This is a genomic window from Thalassotalea mangrovi, assembly GCF_005116735.1.
GTDB classification, from domain to species: Bacteria; Pseudomonadota; Gammaproteobacteria; order Enterobacterales; family Alteromonadaceae; genus Thalassotalea_A; species Thalassotalea_A mangrovi.
This window is the reverse complement of record NZ_SWDB01000033.1, coordinates 1-22,051: the sequence shown is the minus strand read 5'-3', so window position 1 is coordinate 22,051 and position 22,051 is coordinate 1. Positions and strand designations below refer to the sequence as shown.

The window sequence follows — 22,051 nt, the reverse complement described above, 5'->3', positions numbered from 1 at the left end:
TTATGATGGTTTATTCCTGAATTGATGGCTTTCCAAAAATCGGCATGCCGTTTTCGTCCCAGCGAACCTCTTTTACATAGGTGTGACGGTTCGGATCCCATAATGGGTCACCTTCAATTTCGGTGTAGGTTCTGGCGTGGTATACCAAAATATCGGTATCGTTATCTTCCGCTTTAGTAAAGCTATTGTGTCCGGCTCCATAAACCCCATGTTCATAACAACTGGAAAATACCGGCTGCTGCTCTTTATGCCAGCTTTTGGGGTCAAGTAAATCGGCATTTTCGTCAGCGGTTAGCAATCCCATGCAATAGTTTTCATCGGTAGCGCTGGCAGAATAACTGATAAAAATTTTGCCATTACGTTTTAATACCGCAGGCCCTTCATTTACCCAGAAACCCTTAATCTCCCATGGTAATTCTGGCTTTGTCAGCATCACCGGAGCTGAGCTAATTTTGTCCGGAGTATCCATTTTCGCAATGTATAGATTACTGTTGCCGGTGATACCATTTTCTTTTTGCGCCCACAGGTAATATAGCTGGCCTTGATGGCTAAAAGTCGTGGCATCTAAACAAAAGGTGTCGATACCAGTGTCCAGTTGGCCGAGAAATTCCCACTGTCCGGTTAATGGATTCGCATCGGTGCAGCGCAGCACATACATTCGATGTTGAAATAAATCGTCTTTAATTTCGCGACTCGGGGCAATGGCAACATAGACATACCAGGCTCCCTGATTAAAATGGATTTCCGGGGCCCATACCAGATCCGAATAAGGTCCGGTTTCCGGCTTATGCCAGATATCAAAGGTCTCCGCCGTCGCTAATTCGGCGATGGTTTTTGCACGACGGAGTTCGATGCGATCGTAAGCAGGTACCGATGCGGTGAAATAATAATATCCATCCGTGTGCTTATAAATGAAAGGGTCGGCACGCTGCTCAATTAAAGGGGTAAGGATTGTCACTTGTTACTCCAGTGTTAGGTTAAACGGCTGTTGATGCTGCTGAATCGTCAGCTTTGACTTGCAACGTCACGCTGTCATTGGGTTGTTGTTGGCCTTTGGCTAAGTCCTGTTTAATATTTTCGTACACATTGTTGGTAATCCGATATTTGAACATCATTACCCCCATCAGGGTGTGGAATACTCCAGGGATAATACACAACATCAGCGCAATACCTGTCAGGGTAAAGTCGCTCTGTACCTGATCGGCCTGATAATTAAAGTAGGTCAGTAGTTGACCAACAATAAACCCGGCCAGGCCCATGCCGGCTTTCTGGGCAAATGAAATGCCGCCGTATGCGAGCCCTGATACTCGTTGACCGGTTTTTAACGTGCCATAATCGACAGATTCAGAGATCACCGACCAAAATATTGGTGCATGCAAGTCAACCACAAATGACAGGGTGAAATAAAACAGGAAAGCCAGCATCACATCACCCGGTTGCACCAGGTAGTACATGGCGACACTGATAATACCAACAAGAATCTGGCTGTAGCGGAACAAATTAATTTTGCAGTAGTGTTTAGTAATCCAGGTAGATACGACCATAGCAACGATAGCTGCTGCCACCCCGGTGGCCAGGAAACTCGACAATAGGGTGGCATCGCCACCGAGGTAATATTTTGCGTAATAAGCTGCGACCGAACCTCTGATTACGTATCCGATGGTGCCGATTACGCAGATGGTCACTAATACCAACCATTGGTCATTGCGTAACAGAAGTTGTAACTGGGTTAAAAAGGGTTTGGTTTCTACCTGATGTTCGATGCGTTCGGTAGTGGTAAAAAAGCAAAAAATAAACAAGAATGCTGCCAGTATTGCCATTAACCCCATGGCAAATTGATATCCGGCGGCGATATTCTCTTCGCCACCCCAATATTGGGCAAGCATGGGGACTACGATGGTAACCAGGAAGGCAGCAATTTTAGCAAAGAACAATCGATAGCCATTGGCGGAAAGACGTTCTTTCGGGCAATCGGTTAATACTCCGATAATGGAGATATAGGGGATGGTGACTATGGTAAACATGATGGTCACCAGAATGTATGTCGCATAAGCCCATACTAATTTACTGTTATAGTCCCAGTCTGGCGTGCTGAAAGTCAGAAAAACTGAAATAGCGAATGGAATTGCCATAAATAAGAAGTAAGGACGATAACGGCCCCAACGAGTGGTATAGCGGTCGGTGACTATTCCCATAATGGGATCGGTTATCGCATCAATTAGGCGAACCGATAAAAATAATATGGCTAAATCGCTCGGTTTGAGCCCAAATATGTCCGTATAAAAAAAGGTGATTATCAGCATCATCGCTGAAATCACTACATTGACAGCCATGTCTCCGGCGCCAAAACCAACTTTTTCTAATACTGAAAGTTTATGTGAAGACATAGGTAAACCTTTTTCTATTTTTAATACATCTGTCATTCATGTCTGCAAAATCGATCACTGACTAAAATTGAAAGTACCGTTTGCCGATTATTTTATGTTAGCATTAATCATCATACAATAGTACTTATGGCGATAGTTGAAATTTTTTACGAAAATCGAGGGGGAGTTTAATTTGATTTCGTTGTTAAAAAAAGCAATAAAAATAAGAGCCGTATTGCTGTCTATAGCGCTTGCTGGTTTTTCTGGCGGTTGTTGGGCACAGCAATTTCCGCAATTAGATATTCACGATCCGGTGATGATTCAGGAGGGGGATACCTATTACCTGTTCAGCACCGGACCAGGCATCACCATTTATAAATCCGATGACATGATTCACTGGGATTACTCCGATCGAGCTTTTGCAACTGAGCCTGATTGGGCAAGAAGTGTTGCACCAGGTTTTAACGGTCATTTATGGGCGCCAGATATCATAGAACATAACGGCTTGTTTTATCTTTACTATTCCGTTTCGGCGTTCGGGAAAAACACCTCGGCCATGGGAGTCGCGGTTAATAAGACCCTGGATACCCGATCTGAGGATTATCATTGGCAGGATAAAGGCATGATCCTGCAGTCAATTCCTCACCGAGACTCATTTAATGCCATTGACCCGGCAATAATCTTTGATAAAAAGGGTACACCCTGGATGAGTTTTGGTTCTTTCTGGGGTGGATTGAAAATGGTGCAATTGGCCGACGACTTAGTTTCCCTGGCACAACCTGAGCAGTGGGCAACGATCGCCAAATTATCTCGTGAACCGTTTACCAATGAGGCTGAACCCGGTGCCGCGCAAATCGAGGCGCCATTCATTTATCAAAAAGGTGAATACTATTATCTTTTCGTTTCATATGGCCTCTGTTGTCGCGGTGATGACAGTACATATCATATTGCCATGGGGCGATCCAAACGTGTGACGGGACCTTATCTGGACAAACAAGGAAAGGATCTGGCCAACGGCGGTGGCAGTGTTTTGTTAAAAGGAACAAAAGCCTGGCCAGGTCTTGGCCATAACAGCGCTTACCAATTTAACGGCAAAGATTATCTGGTATTTCATGCCTACGAATCTGCCGATCAAGGTCTACAGAAATTGAAAATTGCGGAAATATCCTGGACTGATGATCACTGGCCCAGTATCGATCCGAAAGTTTTGGATACCTATCGCAGTGCATTGAGAACCACAAAAAAATAACATTATGAGTTTTTACATGAAGAAATATTTTAATAAAATCATTAAATTATCCGGGAGCCTGGCGCTTGCGGCAGGGATAGCAAGTTTATCAGCTTGCCAGCAATATCAAGGCAACAGCGCAGAAAACACCAGAATGGCGGCGGGTGATGACGCCTTGCAAATCGCCAGTGACACGTTCGCCAATCCATTGTTTAGAAACGGTGCGGATCCCTGGATGCACTATTACCAGGGCAATTATTACTTAACGACTACGACCTGGGCATCCGAACTGGTTATGCGCAAGTCGCCGACCATTGCCGGGCTAGCGGACGCTCCGGCTCATAATATCTGGACTGGGGATGACCCAAGCAGATGCTGTAATTTCTGGGCATTTGAATTTTTCCCTTTTGAAACAGAGCAGGGGATTCGCTGGTATGTGATCTACACTGCGGGCGTTGAAGGTAACAGTTATCACGAGCAGAAAAACCATATTCTTGAAAGTGAAGGTAGCGACCCGATGGGGCCGTATCAGTACAAAGATACGCCGATGAAAGGACACTGGAACATTGATGGCAGTTATTTTCAACACAACGACGAGCTGTACTTTCTCTGGTCCGAATGGCACGGCGAGGATCAGGTTAACCTGATTTCCAAGATGACCAATCCCTGGACCTTAGAAGGCGAGCGGGTGGTGATCACCAAGCCTGAGCACGACTGGGAAACGTCGGGTTTGCGAGTCAACGAAGGACCAGAAATTATTAAGCACAATGGCCGGACGTTTCTTGTTCATTCGGCAAGTTTCTGTAATACCCCAGACTATAAATTGGCAGTGGTGGAGTTAACTGGCGACAATCCGTTAAAAGCCGAGTCCTGGACCAAATACAGCGAGCCGTTCTTTTCCAAAGGTAATGGCGTATACGGACCGGGGCACCATGGATTCTTCACGTCACCGGATGGCAGTGAAGAGTGGTTGATATATCATGGAAACTCATCACCAACGGATGGTTGCAGCGGCACCCGCTCAGCACGTGCGCAACCTTTTAGCTGGCACAGCGAAGGTGCAAAACAAGGCCTGCCAAATTTTGGTGAACCGATGCCCGACAAACAGCAACTTCCGGTACCAAGTGGTGAACAGGGACCGTTATTCGCAGATGTACAAGGCGTGAAATACCAAATCGTTAACAAAAACGCCAACCTATGTTTATTAGCAAATAATGAAGGTGGTGTGAGTATTGATTCCTGTGCAGCAAGCGCCAGTCAGTGGGTTATCGATCCAGCCAATGATGGACTTTATCGTATTGCCAATGCTGAATTTGGTTCGTTTCTGACCGAACAAAACTGCAGTGCAGGAACCGCAAATGGGATGGCGGCAGAAGCCTGGCAGTCATCAAGGTGTCAGCGCTTTAGCATTGATGCATCCCGCGATGGTTGGTTTAGTGTAAGCAATGAACATTCCATTAACTATCTGCAGGTAGATAGCTGTGCGTCAACTCAGGGCTCGTCGGTGGTGACTGGTGAAAAACGTGTGGAAAACTGTAGCGAATGGCGCATTGAACCTGTGTCCAGCCTTGCTGTGGTTAATGCCCACAGTGGTAAAGTTATCTCTGCAGAAATGTGTAGTGCGCAGCAACAGACAAACGTCATGCAACAAGCCTACACCGACTCAGCCTGTCAGAAATGGCAGGTTCAAGCCACAGATAATGGTTATTATCGCTTCCACTTAGCAAACAATGCGCAGCAATGTCTGGCCATTGAAACTGGCGAGCAGGTAGCCGTTGCTGGAAATCTGGTGGTGAGTTCCTGTGCAGCGGATTTCACTCAGTGGCGAATCGAGTTTTTACCTCAGGGTACTGTGCGTTTAGTCAACCGCCAGGGTGGTGCGTTGACCATCGACAATAAAAAGTTGATCGACAATGGTGCGAATGCGTTTGATCAAGTATGGAAAGACACCATCGATCAACACTTCTATCTACGCGTTGCCAATTAATCTAATTTAACGAAACAATCGCTGAGCCATAACCGGCTCAGCGATTTCAGGTTATGTGAATAATGAAAAAATTGATAAATAAATTAATGCTATCAGGCTTTACCCTGGCCGTTACCTGTCAACCACTGACGAGCCTGGCGAAAAACCCGATCATTGACTCGGTGTTTACCGCTGATCCTGCTGCAATCGTCCATCAGGATACCGTGTATTTGTATACCGGGCATGATGAGCAATTGCCCGGAAAACCGGGCTTTGTGATGAATGACTGGTTACTGTTTTCTTCCCAGGACATGGTCAACTGGAAGTCTCATGGCCCGATTTTAAAGGTGAGTGACTTTGCCTGGGCGGAGAATTCAGCCTGGGCTGCGCATATGATTGAACGTGATGGCAAGTTCTATTTCTACACCTCGGTTTATTACGCTGGCGGTGAAAAGCCAGGTTTTGCCATCGGTGTTGCTGTTGCGGATAGTCCAACCGGACCATTTAAAGATGCTCGCGGTAGTGCGTTGCTCACCAATGATATGACCGACCATAGTCCGATTCACTGGGATGATATCGATCCCGCAATTTTCATTGAAGATAATGGCGATGCCTATATGTTCTTCGGCAATTCGGTGCCCAAATACGTGAAGCTGAAGGACAATATGGTTGAGTTGGATGGCGACATCAAGGTCATTGATATACCCAACTTTACCGAAGCCCTGTGGGTCCATAAAAAAGGCGATAATTACTATTTAAGTTATGCCAGTGGCTTGCCGGAAACGATTCATTACGCGATGAGTAAAAGCATTCATGGTCCCTGGGAGTACAAAGGGCTGCTCAATGAAGTGGCGGGCAACAGTAACACCAATCATCAATCGATTATTGAATTCAAAGGCAATGACTTCTTTATTTATCACACCGGTGCGATGCAACATAATTCGCCAATTGGCATAGGTGGCGAATTCCGCCGAGCTGTGGCCATCGATAAGTTGGAATATCGACAAGATGGTACATTAAAACCTGTGGTTATGACCAGCCGGGGAATCACTGAGCCGGTTAATTAAACGCGCAACAGGCGAAAGAGAATGAGTTAATGATGAAAAAAACAATAATGATGCTGCTTGCCAGCAGTTTAACCTGGAGTGTTCCCAGCCTCGCTAAGAATCCAATTACTGATAAAATGTTTACCGCAGATCCTGCAGCTATCGTTTATCAGGATACGGTATTTTTATACACAGGTCATGATGAGGATACCGATAATACGTTTTACAAGATGAACGATTGGTTATTGTTTAGTTCTACCGATATGGTGAACTGGCAACACCACGGGCCGATAATGAAAGTCACGGATTTTAAATGGGCCGAAAAACACGCCTGGGCAGCCCATATGATCGAACGAGATGGCAAATTTTATTTTTATACCTCGGTATACCACAATAGCGAAAAACCCGGGTTTGCCATCGGAGTAGCGGTGGCTGATTCTCCATATGGGCCATTTAAGGACGCTCGTGGTAGTGCATTGCTGACCAATGATATGACGACCCAGACTGACAATGACTGGGATGATATCGATCCGGCGGTTTACATCGAAGAAAATGGTGATGCCTACATGTTTTTCGGCAACCTGGTTCCTAAATATGTGAAGCTAAAAGACAATATGATCGAACTTGACGGTGAGATAAAAGTATTGGACTTGCCGAACTTTACCGAAGCACTGTGGTTACATAAAAAAGGAGAATACTATTATTTATCCTATGCCAGTGGTTTTCCTGAAACCATTCATTATGCAATGAGTAAAAGTATTCACGGCCCTTGGCAATATAAAGGCTTGTTAAATGAGCTTGCCGGTAATAGTGAAACCAATCACCAATCCATTATTGAATTTAAAAATAAGGATTACTTCATTTATCACAATAGTGCTATTCAGCACGATTCTGCCATAGGTGCGGGTGGACGTTATCGACGCTCTGTCGCTGTTGATAAACTGGAATATAATGTTGATGGCACCATAAAACGGATTATTATGACCAGTGAAGGCATTACCGAACCGGCTCGATAATCTTTAAACGGTTACCCTCAAAGTCATCTGCCTGCCACACCTGTTCGGCGGGCAGGTATCGGACCAATAATTCTATTTGTCTGGGCAGTTTCTGTCTTACGTTCAATCAAACCAGTAATCTATCGCTTTGGATTAAAGTCATACCCGCTAAACTTGGCATTACATTTTTCACCGCGCTCAATCCTTAAGAATCAGAATTGACCCTTACCTGGTTCAATCACATTTGCTGCCAACAGCTACACTAATAGTTTTATGGCTATTACGGTACTGAGTTGTTCGCAATTAATTAGGCTTTAACGCAAGAGTAGCAATTGCCTAATTAACCCGAGCCAGTGATCACCGTAAAGCGTGATTAGATGTTATGAGGTAGAGAGAGCGCGATAGATGAGGTCAAAATACGCCAAACAAGTGGTAGAAAAGTTAAAACATAATTACGAAGGCGAACAAGAATATCTGCAAGCCATAGAAGAATTGGTGGATTACAGCCAACTGGAACGGTCATTAAACGAGCGTTTTGTTGGTGATAACGTTCTTGAGCGCCTGTTGTTACCGGATCGGGTGATTAGTTTTAAGGTTCCCTGGGTAGATGATGACGGTAATGTGCAGGTTAATCAGGGCTGGCGTGTGCAACACTCTAATTTAATTGGGCCGTACAAGGGCGGCCTGCGTTTTCATCCTACGGTCACTGAGTCTGTACTCAAATTCCTTGCCCTGGAACAAACCTTTAAAAATGCACTGACCGGGCTTTCTATTGGCGGGGCGAAAGGTGGTTCTAATTTCGATCCTAAAGGTAAGTCAGAGCGGGAAATCATGCGCTTCTGCCAGGCGTTTATGGATGAATTATTTCGCCATATAGGTCCGAATACCGATGTCCCTGCAGGCGACATTAACGTTGGCACCCGTGAAATCGGATTCTTGTTTGGCCGCTTTCGTCGCCTGCAGAATCAATTTACCGGCGTCATAACTGGCAAGGATACCGAGTTTGGTGGCAGTCCGGCGAGAATTGAATCAACCGGATATGGCGTTTTGTTTTTTGCCGAACGCGCATTGCAAACCCAGGGTTCATCCTTACAGGACAAAACGATTTGCATCTCCGGGGCGGGAAATGTGGCATTGCATGCCGCGCAAAAGGCGATAGCGCTTGGCGCCAAAGTGCTCACCCTGTCAAACAGTAAAGGCTGCTTGCACACCGACAAGGGACTCAATGAATCGCAGCTGGAACAATTGTTACAGGCGCAACACTCTCCCAATCTTGAAGCCTTTGCCAATGAGCATAATCTTAACTGGCAACAAGATAAAAAGCCGTGGCAAATCGCTTGCGACATTGCGATTCCCTGCGCAACCCAGAATGAACTAACTGGTGATGATGCCATACAGCTCATTGAAAATAAGGTGCAATGGATTTTTGAAGGAGCCAATATGCCGTGTGATGCTGAGGCCATCAAATGTTTTCGTGAATCCCGGGTAACCTTCGCTCCGGCCAAAGCAGTGAATGCTGGCGGGGTAGCGGTCTCGTTATTCGAAATGGGACAAAATGCGTCGTTTAGTTCGCATTCTTTTGAAGAACTGGAACAGCGCTTAAAGGAAACCATGTATGAGATTCACGATAACTGTCTGTCTGACGGAAGCAACGATTACCTGCAAGGGGCAAATAGTTTTGCATTCAATCGACTGGTTCAGGCAAGGATATTACAGGGTATTTAAACTGCTGAATAAGGTATGCAATAGTCTTGGCTGCTGATTTAATATGGTTCACATCGATGCATTGCGCTCATTATCAATGCGCAGTTCTTCGACAGAATAAGATGGGAAATTGAGCAAAGGTTAAAACTTGGTTAGTATGAAACCTTCTAATATCAATTGGCATTGATATGGGATCTGTTCAGAATGTTTTGCGAGCGTTTTCGAATCCGTGAATATGAAAATATACGGATGATGTTCAAGCGATTTTATACGAATAAATGTCGATAAAAAGATCGCTAACTTAACAGTCCTCAATGCTGATAGGTATCAATAAAACAATAACAATAAGGAAGTAACCATGAGTGACGTGCAAGTCTCTTTGCCGCAACCGTCGTTAGTACAACGGTGCCTTGACCGGGTGGAGGTTGTTGGCAATAAACTACCCGATCCTGCCGCATTATTTATTTCATTGCTATTTATCGTCTGGCTTTTGTCCTGGGCGCTGTCGGGTATCAACTTTGACGCCATCGATCCGAGAACTGGCGAAGCCTTGCTGATTAATAACCAATTGACCGGTGACGCGCTGGCCGCTTTCTTTTCTTCCATGGTGACCAACTTTTCTCATTTTCATCCGGTTGGTGTGGTACTGGTAGCCATGTTAGGTATCGGCGTCGCCGAATACAGTGGTTTTATCAATGCTGGCCTGCGGGCGATTATGGCAAAGACCGCAACCTGGTTACTGACGCCTATGGTTATTTTGGTAGGCATTGTCAGTCATTCCGCGGTTGATGCAGGTTACGTGCTGGTCATTCCACTCGGTGGGGTTATCTTTTATGCTGCGGGACGGCATCCGTTAGCCGGTATTGCGGCAGCGTTCGCTGGTGTTTCCGGTGGTTTTTCTGCCAACTTTGTGCCATCAGCGCTAGATCCAATGTTGCAGGGGATTTCTCAGGCAGGCGCGCAATTACTAGACCCGAACATCGTCCTTAATCCGTTAAATAATTATTACTTCACAACGGCTTCAGCTTTGGTGGTTACTGCGTTGGGTTGGTTTATCACCGACAAAATCGTTGAGCCGAAGCTTGCCAAAAATGAGCTGGATGGCGATTTATCCGATTTACCGACGATGGAACCTTTGCAGGATAACGAGCGCAAAGCATTGCGCTGGGCGATGGTTTCAGTGGTTATCGGACTAGCCATTTTATTCGTAACCGCGTATCCAGCCAGTTCATCCTGGCGTGCTGATGACGGCACGTTAACGGCCTTCGCGGCGCCATTAATGAAGTCTATCGTGCCATTGATTTTCCTACTGTTCCTGATCCCGGGTTTGGTGTATGGCATTATCATCGGTAAGATCAATTCTTCGAAAACTTTCATTGAAGGCATGTCTAAGGCGATGTCCAGCATGGGCTATTACCTGGTGATCATGTTTTTCATTGCCCAGTTTATTTATGCGTTTGGTCAATCAAACCTGGGAATTTTGCTGGCAGTGGAAGGCGCGGCAGCATTAAAAGCGATGGCGTTACCCGCGGGAATCACTATCACCGGTATCATTATTCTAACCGGGTTTATTAATTTATTTGTCGGTTCAGCGTCGGCAAAATGGGCGTTGTTGGCGCCTATTTTTATTCCTATGTTGATGCAACTGGGGATCTCTCCGGATCTGGCCCAGGCAGCCTATCGAATTGGTGATTCCAGTACCAATATCATTACGCCGTTAATGCCATACTTTCCATTAGTTGTGGTATTTTGTCAGCGTTATGTTACCAGTGCCGGGATTGGTACCTTAACCGCAATGATGTTGCCGTTCTCAATTAGCTTTTTGATTATCTGGACATTATTCTTGATGGCTTACTGGGCGCTGGGCCTGCCTTTAGGACTGCAAGCGTCTTATGAATATATGGTCAATTAATCGCAGGTAGAATTTAATAGCCTGAAGAAAAAAGCGCCGCTCGGTTATCCCTGCGGCGCTTTTTGTTGTTTGTTTGACCTAGAACCAGTTAAACAAAGTGATAGCTAATATCACCCCGATGACCGGGATCACTACCGTCAATGCCCCAACGGCCCAATAGGCATTGGCATGGGTCTCCTTACAAATGGCCCTGATGGTGGTTACCACATAACCATTGTGGGGCAGGGAATCTAAAGCGCCAGATGAGATAGCAACGATGCGATGTAATTCATCGGGTTCAACACCTTGATCCATATAATGAGGCGCCAGTAATGGCAGGGCGATAGCCTGACCCCCTGATGCAGAGCCGGTTAATCCGGCGATCACACTAACCGCCACCGCAGCCCCGATTAATTCATTTCCGGGCAGCTGAGTCATAAAGTTTACCGCTACCTGAAAGGCCTCAGTTGACTTGGCTACAGAACCAAAGCCAACAACCGCTGCTGTGTTGCCAAGCGCGATTAGGGCGCCACTTGTCCCTTCAGTTACCGCATGATTGATATTGTGAAAGTGTTTATAGTTAATCACCAATATGCTGATAACCCCGGCCAGTAACGCAACAATCAATGCCGATTGCTGTAACTGTTCGTGCAACAAGAATGAACAGGCCAATACAACCAGCAATGGAATGACGCCGGTGACTGGATGAGGGTAATCTCGTTCGGGAATTTCCGGATCGTCTGCCCGTGCATCAAATACTTCGCCATTAGCAACAGCTTTGCCGATCATCCGTTTCAGCCACCAAAAACCGAATGACGCCATAAAAATAGCAACTACCAAACTTACTTCCCAGCCAGCATAGGGAGAGGTACCCAGGTATTTTATTGGGATCCAGTTTTGAATCTCCGGCGAGCCGGCAGAAGTCATGGTAAAAGTCACCGAGCCAAAGGCGAGTGCTGCCGGGATAAAACGGCGCGGCAAGTTGGCATCTTTAAACAGGCTTAACGCCATCGGGTATACGGAAAAAGCAACGACAAACACACTGACACCACCGTACGTCAATACCGCGCAAGCCAGGACCACAGCGGCAACCGCATGCTTCATCCCTAATTTGTCAACGATCCATCGCGCCACACTGTCAGCGGCGCCGGTGTCTTCCATGAATTTTCCGAATAGTGAACCGAGGAAAAACATAAAAAACCAGGCAGCGATAAATCCGGAAAAGCCCTGCATGTAGGCATTAATAAAATTTAAATCGGCATTAACAGGAAAGATGGCAAGGTCACTGGTCAGTGCCACACCCAGAGCACACAGAGGTGCAGTGATAAATAGACTCCAACCGCGAATCGTCAGTACGATCAGTACTGCCAGGCCGGCAATCAGTCCGATAAAACTCAGCATAGATGTTCCTTTCTTCTTATTATTATCATTTTATTATCACGCAATTCTGCGCCAAGCTAAAGCTATGTGGGCATAGTACTATAGTACAGTAGCCGCCTTGATTTTTGTTCATTAGTTTAATCCTGAATCAGATTAGGCTTATAACAAATCACAGGGAATTATATGCAAGATCATCAACCTCTTCGGGGGAAAGTCGCGCTAATCACTGGCTCCACCAGTGGTATTGGATTGGCAACCGCACACGTACTTGCCAGTAATGGTGCCGATATTGTTTTACACGGGTTAATGTCAGAAGCCGAAGGCCAACAACTGGCTCAGCAATTTATCCAACAGTACAAAGTTCGGGCATTATTTGATGATGCGGACCTGACCTGTGTCGAACAAATCAACCGGTTGATGGAGCGGTCGGTTGCTGACATGGGGAGTATCGATATCCTGGTAAACAATGCTGGCATCCAGCATACCGAAGAAATTGATACCTTTCCTGCTAGCCAGTGGCACGCGATCATCGCGATTAACTTATCAGCGGCTTTCTTTGCTATGCAAAAGGCGATACCAGCAATGAAGAAAAAGGGATGGGGTCGTATCATTAACATTGCCTCAGTTCATGGCCTGGTTGCATCCGTGAAAAAGTCGGCATATTGCGCGGCAAAACATGGCATTGTTGGCTTGACCAAAGTCGCCGCGTTAGAAAATGCTGATCAGGGGATCACGGTTAATGCGATCTGCCCTGGCTGGGTTGATACCCCGATACTGTCTAATCAGATTCAGGAATTTGCCGACAGGAAAAACATTCCTTTCGAGCAGGCAAAGCGGGAAATTGTCAGTACTAAGCAACCGGTTCCGGAAATGATGAACCCTTCACAAATCGGTGAGTTCATCTTGTTTTTATGTTCGGATGCTGCGAGGACAATTAGTGGCGCTTCGTTACCTATGGATGGTGCCTGGACCGCACAATAACGAACATTGATGTATCGCAAAAAACTTTAACCTTTGTTTTGGAAATATCATCAGTAACCGACTAAATTTAACATTGCCTCTTTATCCCTTTGTTTTATATCCATTTTGATATGTAACTGCAAAGGAAAGCTAACTCAAATTAATTGGAGACCGACATGCCAAAATACGTAATTGAACGGGAAATACCAGGAGCGGGTTCTTTATCACAAGCGGATTTACAGGGTGTATCACAAAAGTCCTGCGGTGTTTTACAGAACATGGGGCCGCAAATCCAGTGGGTGCAAAGCTATGTGACCGATGACAAAGTTTATTGTATCTATATTGCGGATAATGAAGACTTAATTAAGCAACATGCGGAGCAGGGGGGGTTCCCGGCAAACTCCATTTCTGAAGTTCGCGGTATTATTGATCCTACTACGTCGGAATAACCTTATCTTTTAGCCGGAAAATTTCTCACACAGCATAGTCCCAGTTTTATAAACTATGCTGTGTGCTTACCAGACAGATTCGGCCGTTCTTTTTGTCTCGCATATTGTACTATCTAATTGATTTTATGCGACTAAAACAACAGATGCTCGCTATCAAAAGCAATGCGGCTGTAGCAGGCTCTGGTACCGGAATGTCATTATTTCGGGATCGTTGTACATCTTTCACTAGCATAAATGAAAATGGGATCGGGTAGTCGTCGATTTCCTCGGCATAATAGTCTTCGGATATAAATACCGGTGCCGTGTAAGTAAATAAATGGTAATAAAAGTCATCAAAATGCAATTCTTCAGGGTATCTGGGATCGTCAAAGCCCGGTAAAAAATTATTGAAGCTTAGATGAAATGCAAGATAGTCCAGACTTCGACGGGAAATAAAAAACGTATGAGCAAAGTATTCATCAATTACCTCGTTAAGTCCGATTTTCGATTGAAATGTTGGCCAAATTGAACCGTTGTCGCTATCAGAATAAACGAAAGTACAGGACGCTTCGGGAATACATATTAGTGGAAATTCGCGACTAGTGTCGGTTTCAAACCTGTTGGTATACATAAAGGCGAAAATTCGTTGCGTTTCACTTAATGTTGGCATTCGCCAACCCTGCGCAGCCAGGCCGCCGTCCAACAAGGCCTGTACTTCACTTTTGTCCAGATTCAGCAGTTCTGATGCGTCCATCCAGATCAGGTTGTAACGGGGAAAACTTAACGTAAACGCTTTATTGTCGCCCGCTTCGAAGGCGTCTGCTTCAATCAATTGAGCGTTCGAAAGCGAAGGCAGTAATAGCATTATTGTAACAATCAGGTATTTTAAACTCGTCAAAAGAGTATTTGAGCTGGGTTGGTTCATAACGATTCTCGGCATACATTAGTTAAAATGAACAATGAACAATGAACAACCAGGGACTTATTCAGCAAACCCATACAAATCATTAGCATTTACTAAGCAATTCGTATTCCAAGTTATATTTTCCTATATATCAATAAGTTAAAAAGATACTAATTTGTTGCGTAAAGTAATCTGACGCTTTTTAATAGACAATACAGACTGATTATCCGGGCCAAGATCAAACACTTACAGCTTACAGCTTACAGCTTACCGCTTACAGCTTACCGCTTATCAACCATTCCCTGTTAAGCCGATAACAATGAAGTCCGATCCTGAAACGGTGAGCTTTTCGCCTTTGGCTCCAGTAACCTGCATTAAATGCCGGGGTTGCAGCTCTAACTGTTCCGATTCGCTGCCAATGCTGACTTTGAGAGAGTCGCTTAACCCATAAATAAAGTGGATATCACTGACGTTTTTTTCGATGCTGCTTTGTTCTGCATAGGTTGCAACGTCCGCTGAATACGCACCCGATGCGGTGATTAAATTGAAATCGGTAATGGGTCCGTCAAGTAATGTTGATACGGTTTTACTGGCTCCATCAAAGGTGGCAAATGCCAGGTGCTGGTCAAGATTATCAACTCGCTGCTCGTTATGAGTCAGGGTTAATCCATTACCTTTAATCAGAATCAAGTTTCTCTGGTACCCGGAAAAGTCCGAAAACTGCCCATTCTCCGTTACGTCGGCCATGCTTAAACGCCAGTCAAATTTATCTAACGTTGCGCCATCATTGATGGCGATTTCTACGGTCGAACCTTTACCGTTTTTCCAGGGAACGGTTTTAAACATTGATGGTGAGATAATCGTATAGGGCATGGTTATTCTCAGATTGCGTTAACTAAGCGGCTAATGATAAATAGGTTTACTTGTTTTCGCCAGCCTGAGAACGACGTAAGTTTTTGAGAGACGAGAGACGAGAGACGAGAGACGAGAAACCTGAGATCGGTAGCCGGATACCAATACTTAAAATCGTTATCAGGCGAGCTGGTAAATCCACCGTTGCCAGGAGTGAGCAAAGGGATGAAGTGTACAAAATGCTACACAACTTTGTCCCGATTTGCGTTCCTAATTGATTAATTTTAGTTATATTCAATCTCCCCCACACGCCAGATAACTGGCGCAATAATAATCATGGGGTGGTCTTTCCCGTACCACTTTTGATTGCTCTTCCTGAGCTGTGCAGTGAGCTGCGTAGCGCTTTTGAACGAGATTCTGCCCCAATTTATGAGGAATTTTTATGAAGCAATTCTTTCGACCGAGTCGGTTATCGACCGCATGTCTGTTTGCACTATGCTCGACCAGCTTATCAGCATTTGCTGATCCGGCGTTGACTGAACAACAAAGTAAAGCCGTAGAATTCACGCTTATCACTGGTGATAAGGTATCCGCCGTTGTTAAAAATGACGGTTCGCTAGCCGGCATCCGTTTATTGTCTGCTGATGATCAAGAGCTAATCACCAGCATTTTTAAACGAGGCAGTGACATCTATTTGGTGCCGGAAAAAGCCAAAGCCCTGGTTGATGCCCAAGCCATTGATTTAGAGCTGTTTAATATCAGTAAATTGCATCAATCTGGCTATGATGATGCTTCCACGCCTAATTTGCCAGTGCTTATTGAGTATAGCGATGGCACCCTGGCCGGCGCAGCCACACCACATGTTTTAGCGGGTACTGAGCTGATTGGAGAAGTTGAAATTATTGATGTTGCAGCTTTTGGTATTCAAAAAGATAAGGCTGCAGAAGTCTTCGCAAAACTCACCGCTGACGGTAAGGTTGAGGGAGTATGGTTAGACGCAATGGTTCACGCTTATAAAGCGTCCGCGGCAGAGACCCTGACTACCACCGTTCCTCTGACCGGTGCCTATGGTAATTATGCTTCACCTTTTAATGGTGAAGGCGTAACTGTGGCGGTTCTTGATACCGGTTACGATATTGAACACAGCGACCTAAATGGGCAGGTAGTTGCATCGAAAGATTTTACCTGGTCACGTAATGGTGTTGATGATTTAAACGGTCATGGTACCCATGTTGCAGCCACGGTGGCTGGAACGGGTCAGGAATCCGACGGCAAGTGGGTTGGTATGGCTCCAGGTGCAAATCTGTTAGTGGGTAAAGTTCTTGGCAATACCGGCGGCGGTTCCACTTATGGTATTTTAAGCGGCATGCAGTGGGCCGTCGATAATGGCGCTGACATCATTAATATGTCATTAGGTGGCACCGCGACCTATTGTGGTGGCCCTATGGTTGACCTGATTGAAGCGTATCGCAACCAGGCATTATTTGTTATCGCCGCCGGTAATAGTTTCACTCGCCAAACCGTTGGCTCTCCGGGTTGTGCACCGAGCGCATTAACCGTTGGTGCCATTGATCGTGACAATAACACGGCATCATTTTCGTCTCGTGGTCCGTCTCCCGATGGTCACTCTGCCAAGCCTGACATCGCCTCCCAGGGGGTAAATGTGGTCGCTGGCGCATCAGGTGGTAATGCCGGAACGGCATATCGTAGCCTGTCCGGAACGTCGATGGCATCACCTCATGTTGCAGGCGGTGCAGCGTTATTGATGCAGGCACGCCCGGAACTTAGTCCGCAACAAGTGAAAAGTGTGCTGACTTCATCGGCTGTGAATAATGACTCCCATGTTCTCGAACAGGGCGCTGGTCCAATGGACGTTAACCAGGCGATGATCCAAGCAGTAGTTGGCCAGGCGAACCAGGAGTTGGGGATCTTCCCATATGGTCTCGACAATCAGCGAATCTATCGCGACGTTTCCTTACAAAACCTGAGTGATGAAGAGATTAGCCTGAAATTGAAAGTCGATTTTATCGGTGAAGATGGTAATACTCAGTTACCTGCTACCATCGCAGGCCTGGACACTCATAATGTGGTGATCCCTGCAAACGGCAGTATCGATTTACCGGTATGGGTTGATCCGGGTGTTGCCCTGAGAAATTCTGCCTATGGCACCATCACCGGCCGTATTATTGGTACCAGCACCGCCAACGGCGAACAACGTTTAAGTGTTCCGGTGTCGTTCTGGATCCAGGCACCGCAGGTGGAACTGACCATTAACGCGATTGACATGCGCGGTAAGCCGGCAACATCACCATCGCGAGCATTTATTGTCAATGACGAGGATGACTGGGGCCAGGCGGTCACGTTGAAAAACGGTCAGGCACAGGTGTCATTACCAAAAGGTGATTACACGGTTGTCAGCAATATTATGACCTATGATAACGATTCAGATTTTGGTGGCCTGGTTGAATCTGCCGCGCAAATGGCATACCTGAACAAAAAAATTGAATCGGATACTTATCTTGAATTTGATGCCAGAACTGCGCAGAAAGTTGAGTTTAAAACCGACCAGCCGATTTCAACCCAGGGCTATGCCTTTGGTTTTACCTACGCCCTGGATGATAATAAAGTCGCTAAACTGGCGGCCGTTGACCTGGCACCAGATTATGTGAAAGACATGTATCTCTGGTCACAAGGTCACGATGACAGATTCCGCTCTTTCGTAACGACCCGTGCTTATGCGCCGCAATCTCGACTATTCATGGCCAATGGCCAGGAGCTTGACCCGGTTCGTCAAAGTCTCGCTTTGACTTTCCATGGCGAGGGCAGTGCTCAGGTGGTCAATGTCGGTGATGCGGGTTATGCGACCGATTGGAGTCAATTTGAATTAGAAGGCAAAATCGCGTTAATTGCACACCCTTATTATGTGACGTCTTACATGGTACAAAATGTGATGAATCAAGGGGCTATTGGTGTCCTGTTTTATCGTCCAGGAACGTCTGGTCGTTATAAAACCAGCATTCACGGCACCCCGAAGATCCCGGTTGTCGGTTTAAGTGCTGAAGAAGGGGAATTGCTGGCCGCAGAAATTATCGCCGGCAACGACACAATCCGTTGGTCTGGTACTGCATTAGAACGCTCTCCATACGCCTATTCCCTGCATCATATTACTGATGGTCATAGCGATGGCGGTTTGATTCGTGTTCACGATAAAGATCTGCACACGATTGATGCCAAGTATCATGCGCAGAATGACGAGCGTCCGGCATGGACCGATGTGATGGCAATGACCAACAGCAGCGGTGAATTTTACTCTACCGGTAGTTCGCAACTGATGATGTTACCGATGCAGCGTAAAGAGTACTACACGGCAACGCCTAAAAACGCCTGGACCAATGTGGTCATGCCGAATTTCCGCATTCAATCGGATGGGGCTTATTTTGATGGCTTGCGTCTTATGACTGCCGGAGCGAATGAGCAAACCGAGTGGTTTAAAGGTCCTCGCGGTGCATCCTTGTTATCCAATGGTACGCCAATCGCATATCGTGATACTAATGTGCTGACCTTTAAATTTCCGGCGTTCGGTGATTCATCCGGTCACGATGGTATCGGCGGCTATAATGGTTCGACCGCCTATGGTATCCAGCTAAATGGTGAAGTTCACTATCTTGACCAGGGTATGCTGAGCGTTCCGGATAACGTTTCTGATGTGCGTTTGGAAGTACGATACACCGCTCGCGGTGTTGGTGAACGCTCGCCGGTTAATGATAAATTAGGCTCGTATTATCAGGGAATTTTCCATTTTAATACCGATGCCAGCATTCAGGGAGCGCAGCGCCTGTTAGTGCCGGTCGTTGATGTACCAGTTGATATCGATAATGCGATGAGTGCAGGACAGGCAGCGCGCATCAAAATCACCGGTATGGTGGATACGTTAGGAGCTGTACCGTTAACAAGCGTTCGCCTGCAATATGGTTATGGTCAGGAATGCATGCTGGATGGTGCATATGGGTATTCCTATTGCCCTGTGTTCCAAAAGTTCAGCCCGGATAACTGGCAGGATGCGCAAATTGAGCAAGTTGGCGACGACTGGTTCGCGATTGTTCCAAATGACGCTGCCGCCGGAGAGTTTGTTCACCTGAGGATTGAGGTTGCTGATACGCAGTCAAGTACCAGCGAACAGACAACATTACGCGCTTATATGTTGAAATAGTTTGTTAGATTAGTTAGCAAAAACATCTGTCAAAATTAATCAGGCCGCATGTGATACACGTCGCATGTGGCCTTTTTTTGTAAGGTGAAAAACATCTAGCACGTATCGTAGACGATACTCCTGGCACGTGGCAGAAAACGCCACTCCGAGCACACAATCGAAGATTGTTCCTAGCTGCCGACAGGGATGTTGGTATGCGGAATTTGTCTGGAACTGAAATTCTGTACCCGCGACAAAAAACGTCCCTCCGAGTGAGGTAAGCTGCGCTGGTTATGGCCATGGATTGGCCGGTATGCCGAAAATGCACAAGTACACGGATGTGCGCAGGTAGAATAACGCAGGAGCAGTTATCGAGGAGCAATTTTCGGTGGAAGAAAACGCAAAAAACCTTGAGTCATTCCCTGCTACGACAGGGAATCTTAGTCAAGACTGAACGGAAGCTTTGTGCCTAAAGCGGGAGTTGAAACTCCCTGAGTACGTATCGTAAACGATACTCCGAGTACGTATCGTAAACGATACTCCGAGTACGTGACGTAAAACGTCACTTCGGGCACACAATCAAAGATTGTTTCGGGTACGCGACATAAAACGTCGCTTCGAGTGAAAAGCAAAAACCTTGAGTCTTTCCCTGATAGTACAGGGAATCTTAGCTGGAGCCGAATGTCTCTTAAGTGCCAAAGGCGGGAGTTGAAACTCCCTGAGTACGTATCGTAAACGATACTCCGAGAACGGGGCAGAAAATGCCACTCCGAGCACACAATCAAAGATTGTTCCGAGCACGCGACAAACAGCGTCGCTTCGAGTTAAAAGCAAAAGCCCTTGAGTCATTCCCTGATACTACAGGGAATCTTAGCCAGCAGCCGAACGTCTCTGATGTGCCAAACTCGGTCCTTTAGAAACTTCTAATATAAGGTCATCTAGGGGTTTAAGACTCTACTGCAGATGTACTGATATTATGAACCAAATATCTTACAACAAAGCGCATTATTATTCATGCGACTCTTACACGAGACAAATCATTCTCCAATGGCGTTCTGTTACGCTGGGTTTCAGACAACGTAACCAAAGTAACTCTTGATCCAATAGACTTGTAATAGTCACTTCTTCTTTCTCACCCTTAACGCGGATTTTTCCATATGAGTAATTTTCAGAAGGTATAAATCTAATAAATCCAAAACTTTTGCTGCTTGGGGCATATATATCAATCTTCTCTATATCTGCCCAATTGAAGCTACGAGTTAAAGTTTTCGATGATATCGAAATAGATGTCCCAATCTGCTGTATGTGAAAAGCATTATTAATTATTGAATACCTAGCGTGAAGTATTAGTTGGGGGATCAAAGCTAATGCAAACCAAATTAAAATAAGAATACTATGAGCCCCTGTCCATCCTTGGCCTTGCTGGATTGAAAAGTGTGCCCAAATGGAAAGACCCAAAATTAACGTAATTGCAGTAGGAAAGAATTCTTGAAGGTGAGCTTTACTAGATACGTGTAGGGTTTCAGAGGCTTGTTTATTATAGGACTTTTCCTGGTTAATAAGTCTTTGACTTTCGATAAAAAGCTTCGATTCCAAGTGAAGTTTTGCTGCCTCATATCTTTCAGGATATTTGTGGTTATTGATATTGGCGCAAACTTCCCTTAACTCATGAATTGAGTATTTTGAATAATCTGGAATCATGGATTTCCTATCTTGGCTAACCTTTCGATATGTAGATATGTCTGCACGTTTTCCCTGCCATGCTCGCTACGACTGTAGATCGCTCAATCCTGCCCTTCGGCTTTCAGCAAAGTTTTTTCAAGACTTCGTTTCTTATAGTTTCTTCGCCCAGCCAAGTAACCAAATAGATAAATTAACGGCATACTCAGAACAATTACAGTGGAAATGTTAACAAATAGCTTGGGAATGTGGATTTCCAATGTACGCGCGCTTCTGACTTCCATTAAGTCAGCAAGTTGTTCCGTGGTTAATTGAACCGCTCCTGTTCTAAGATCTTTAGCGAGTTTAGTGCCTGATTGCTCTTGCTGGAATTGAGAATCCAGGTAAGTTTGAATCGCCACTAGTTCCCTAGACACCTCTAAGTTAGATAAAATGACTAAAAAGAGAGGTGCATATGAGCGG

16 protein-coding genes are annotated in these 22,051 nt (G+C 45.6%); 9 read left to right on the top strand and 7 right to left on the bottom strand.

Annotation, left to right across the window (positions count from 1 at the left end):
• Positions 1-10: 10 nt before the first annotated feature.
• Both E8M12_RS13705 and E8M12_RS13700 read right to left on the bottom strand, forming a co-directional pair.
• Complete coding sequence (locus E8M12_RS13705) at positions 11-958, bottom strand: glycoside hydrolase family 43 protein (RefSeq protein WP_136736830.1); 948 nt, start codon at positions 956-958, stop codon at positions 11-13.
• A 19-nt stretch (positions 959-977) separates the two neighbouring features.
• On the bottom strand, positions 978-2,387 hold the full coding sequence (locus tag E8M12_RS13700) for an MFS transporter (RefSeq protein WP_136736871.1): 1,410 nt from the start codon (positions 2,385-2,387) through the stop codon (positions 978-980).
• A gap of 214 nt (positions 2,388-2,601) precedes the next feature.
• Here E8M12_RS13700 and E8M12_RS13695 point away from each other — a divergent pair, with 214 nt between their 5' ends.
• The 6 genes from E8M12_RS13695 to E8M12_RS13670 all read left to right on the top strand — a co-directional run bounded on the left by E8M12_RS13695 (position 2,602) and on the right by E8M12_RS13670 (position 11,217).
• On the top strand, positions 2,602-3,615 hold the full coding sequence (locus tag E8M12_RS13695) for an arabinan endo-1,5-alpha-L-arabinosidase (RefSeq protein ID WP_246034152.1): 1,014 nt from the start codon (positions 2,602-2,604) through the stop codon (positions 3,613-3,615).
• Positions 3,616-3,631: 16 nt separating this feature from the next.
• Positions 3,632-5,581: a family 43 glycosylhydrolase gene (locus E8M12_RS13690; protein WP_246034151.1), complete on the top strand. Its 1,950-nt coding sequence runs from the start codon at positions 3,632-3,634 to the stop codon at positions 5,579-5,581.
• A gap of 62 nt (positions 5,582-5,643) precedes the next feature.
• Positions 5,644-6,627, top strand: coding sequence for a glycoside hydrolase family 43 protein (locus E8M12_RS13685; protein WP_136736829.1), 984 nt, complete (start codon positions 5,644-5,646; stop codon positions 6,625-6,627).
• Positions 6,628-6,656: 29 nt separating this feature from the next.
• Complete coding sequence (locus tag E8M12_RS13680) at positions 6,657-7,622, top strand: glycoside hydrolase family 43 protein (protein ID WP_136736828.1); 966 nt, start codon at positions 6,657-6,659, stop codon at positions 7,620-7,622.
• 384 nt (positions 7,623-8,006) lie between these two features.
• The gene (gene gdhA, locus E8M12_RS13675) at positions 8,007-9,326 is read left to right on the top strand and encodes an NADP-specific glutamate dehydrogenase (protein ID WP_136736827.1); all 1,320 of its coding nucleotides are present in this window, start codon (positions 8,007-8,009) and stop codon (positions 9,324-9,326) included.
• 337 nt (positions 9,327-9,663) lie between these two features.
• A complete protein-coding gene (locus E8M12_RS13670) occupies positions 9,664-11,217 on the top strand; it encodes an AbgT family transporter (protein WP_136736826.1) in 1,554 nt (517 codons plus the stop codon).
• Between the two features lie 78 nt (positions 11,218-11,295).
• Here the strand turns inward: E8M12_RS13670 and E8M12_RS13665 are convergent, their stop codons facing one another.
• On the bottom strand, positions 11,296-12,597 hold the full coding sequence (locus E8M12_RS13665) for a GntP family permease (protein WP_136736825.1): 1,302 nt from the start codon (positions 12,595-12,597) through the stop codon (positions 11,296-11,298).
• A 162-nt stretch (positions 12,598-12,759) separates the two neighbouring features.
• On the opposite strand from E8M12_RS13665, the gene E8M12_RS13660 reads away from it, so the two are divergent.
• Both E8M12_RS13660 and E8M12_RS13655 read left to right on the top strand, forming a co-directional pair.
• Positions 12,760-13,557 carry a 3-hydroxybutyrate dehydrogenase gene (locus tag E8M12_RS13660; RefSeq protein WP_136736824.1) on the top strand — a complete coding sequence of 266 codons (798 nt, stop codon included), beginning with the start codon at positions 12,760-12,762 and terminating at the stop codon, positions 13,555-13,557.
• Between the two features lie 155 nt (positions 13,558-13,712).
• Positions 13,713-13,985, top strand: coding sequence for a DUF4242 domain-containing protein (locus E8M12_RS13655; RefSeq protein WP_136736823.1), 273 nt, complete (start codon positions 13,713-13,715; stop codon positions 13,983-13,985).
• Positions 13,986-14,094: 109 nt separating this feature from the next.
• Here the strand turns inward: E8M12_RS13655 and E8M12_RS13650 are convergent, their stop codons facing one another.
• Both E8M12_RS13650 and E8M12_RS13645 read right to left on the bottom strand, forming a co-directional pair.
• Entirely contained in the window at positions 14,095-14,796 is a 702-nt protein-coding gene (locus E8M12_RS13650) for a PEP-CTERM sorting domain-containing protein (RefSeq protein ID WP_169303146.1), read from the bottom strand.
• A gap of 363 nt (positions 14,797-15,159) precedes the next feature.
• On the bottom strand, positions 15,160-15,741 hold the full coding sequence (locus E8M12_RS13645; protein WP_136736821.1) for a HutD/Ves family protein: 582 nt from the start codon (positions 15,739-15,741) through the stop codon (positions 15,160-15,162).
• Between the two features lie 421 nt (positions 15,742-16,162).
• On the opposite strand from E8M12_RS13645, the gene E8M12_RS13640 reads away from it, so the two are divergent.
• Positions 16,163-19,930 (top strand): S8 family serine peptidase, encoded by a 3,768-nt coding sequence (locus E8M12_RS13640; protein WP_136736820.1) that lies wholly within the window; start codon positions 16,163-16,165, stop codon positions 19,928-19,930.
• 1,002 nt (positions 19,931-20,932) lie between these two features.
• Here the strand turns inward: E8M12_RS13640 and E8M12_RS13635 are convergent.
• Positions 20,933-21,610, bottom strand: a complete 678-nt coding sequence (locus E8M12_RS13635) for a PH domain-containing protein (protein WP_136736819.1) — start codon at positions 21,608-21,610, stop codon at positions 20,933-20,935.
• An 83-nt stretch (positions 21,611-21,693) separates the two neighbouring features.
• Positions 21,694-22,051 (bottom strand): hypothetical protein (locus E8M12_RS13630; protein ID WP_211245048.1); only part of this gene is annotated, 358 nt, incomplete at its 5' end.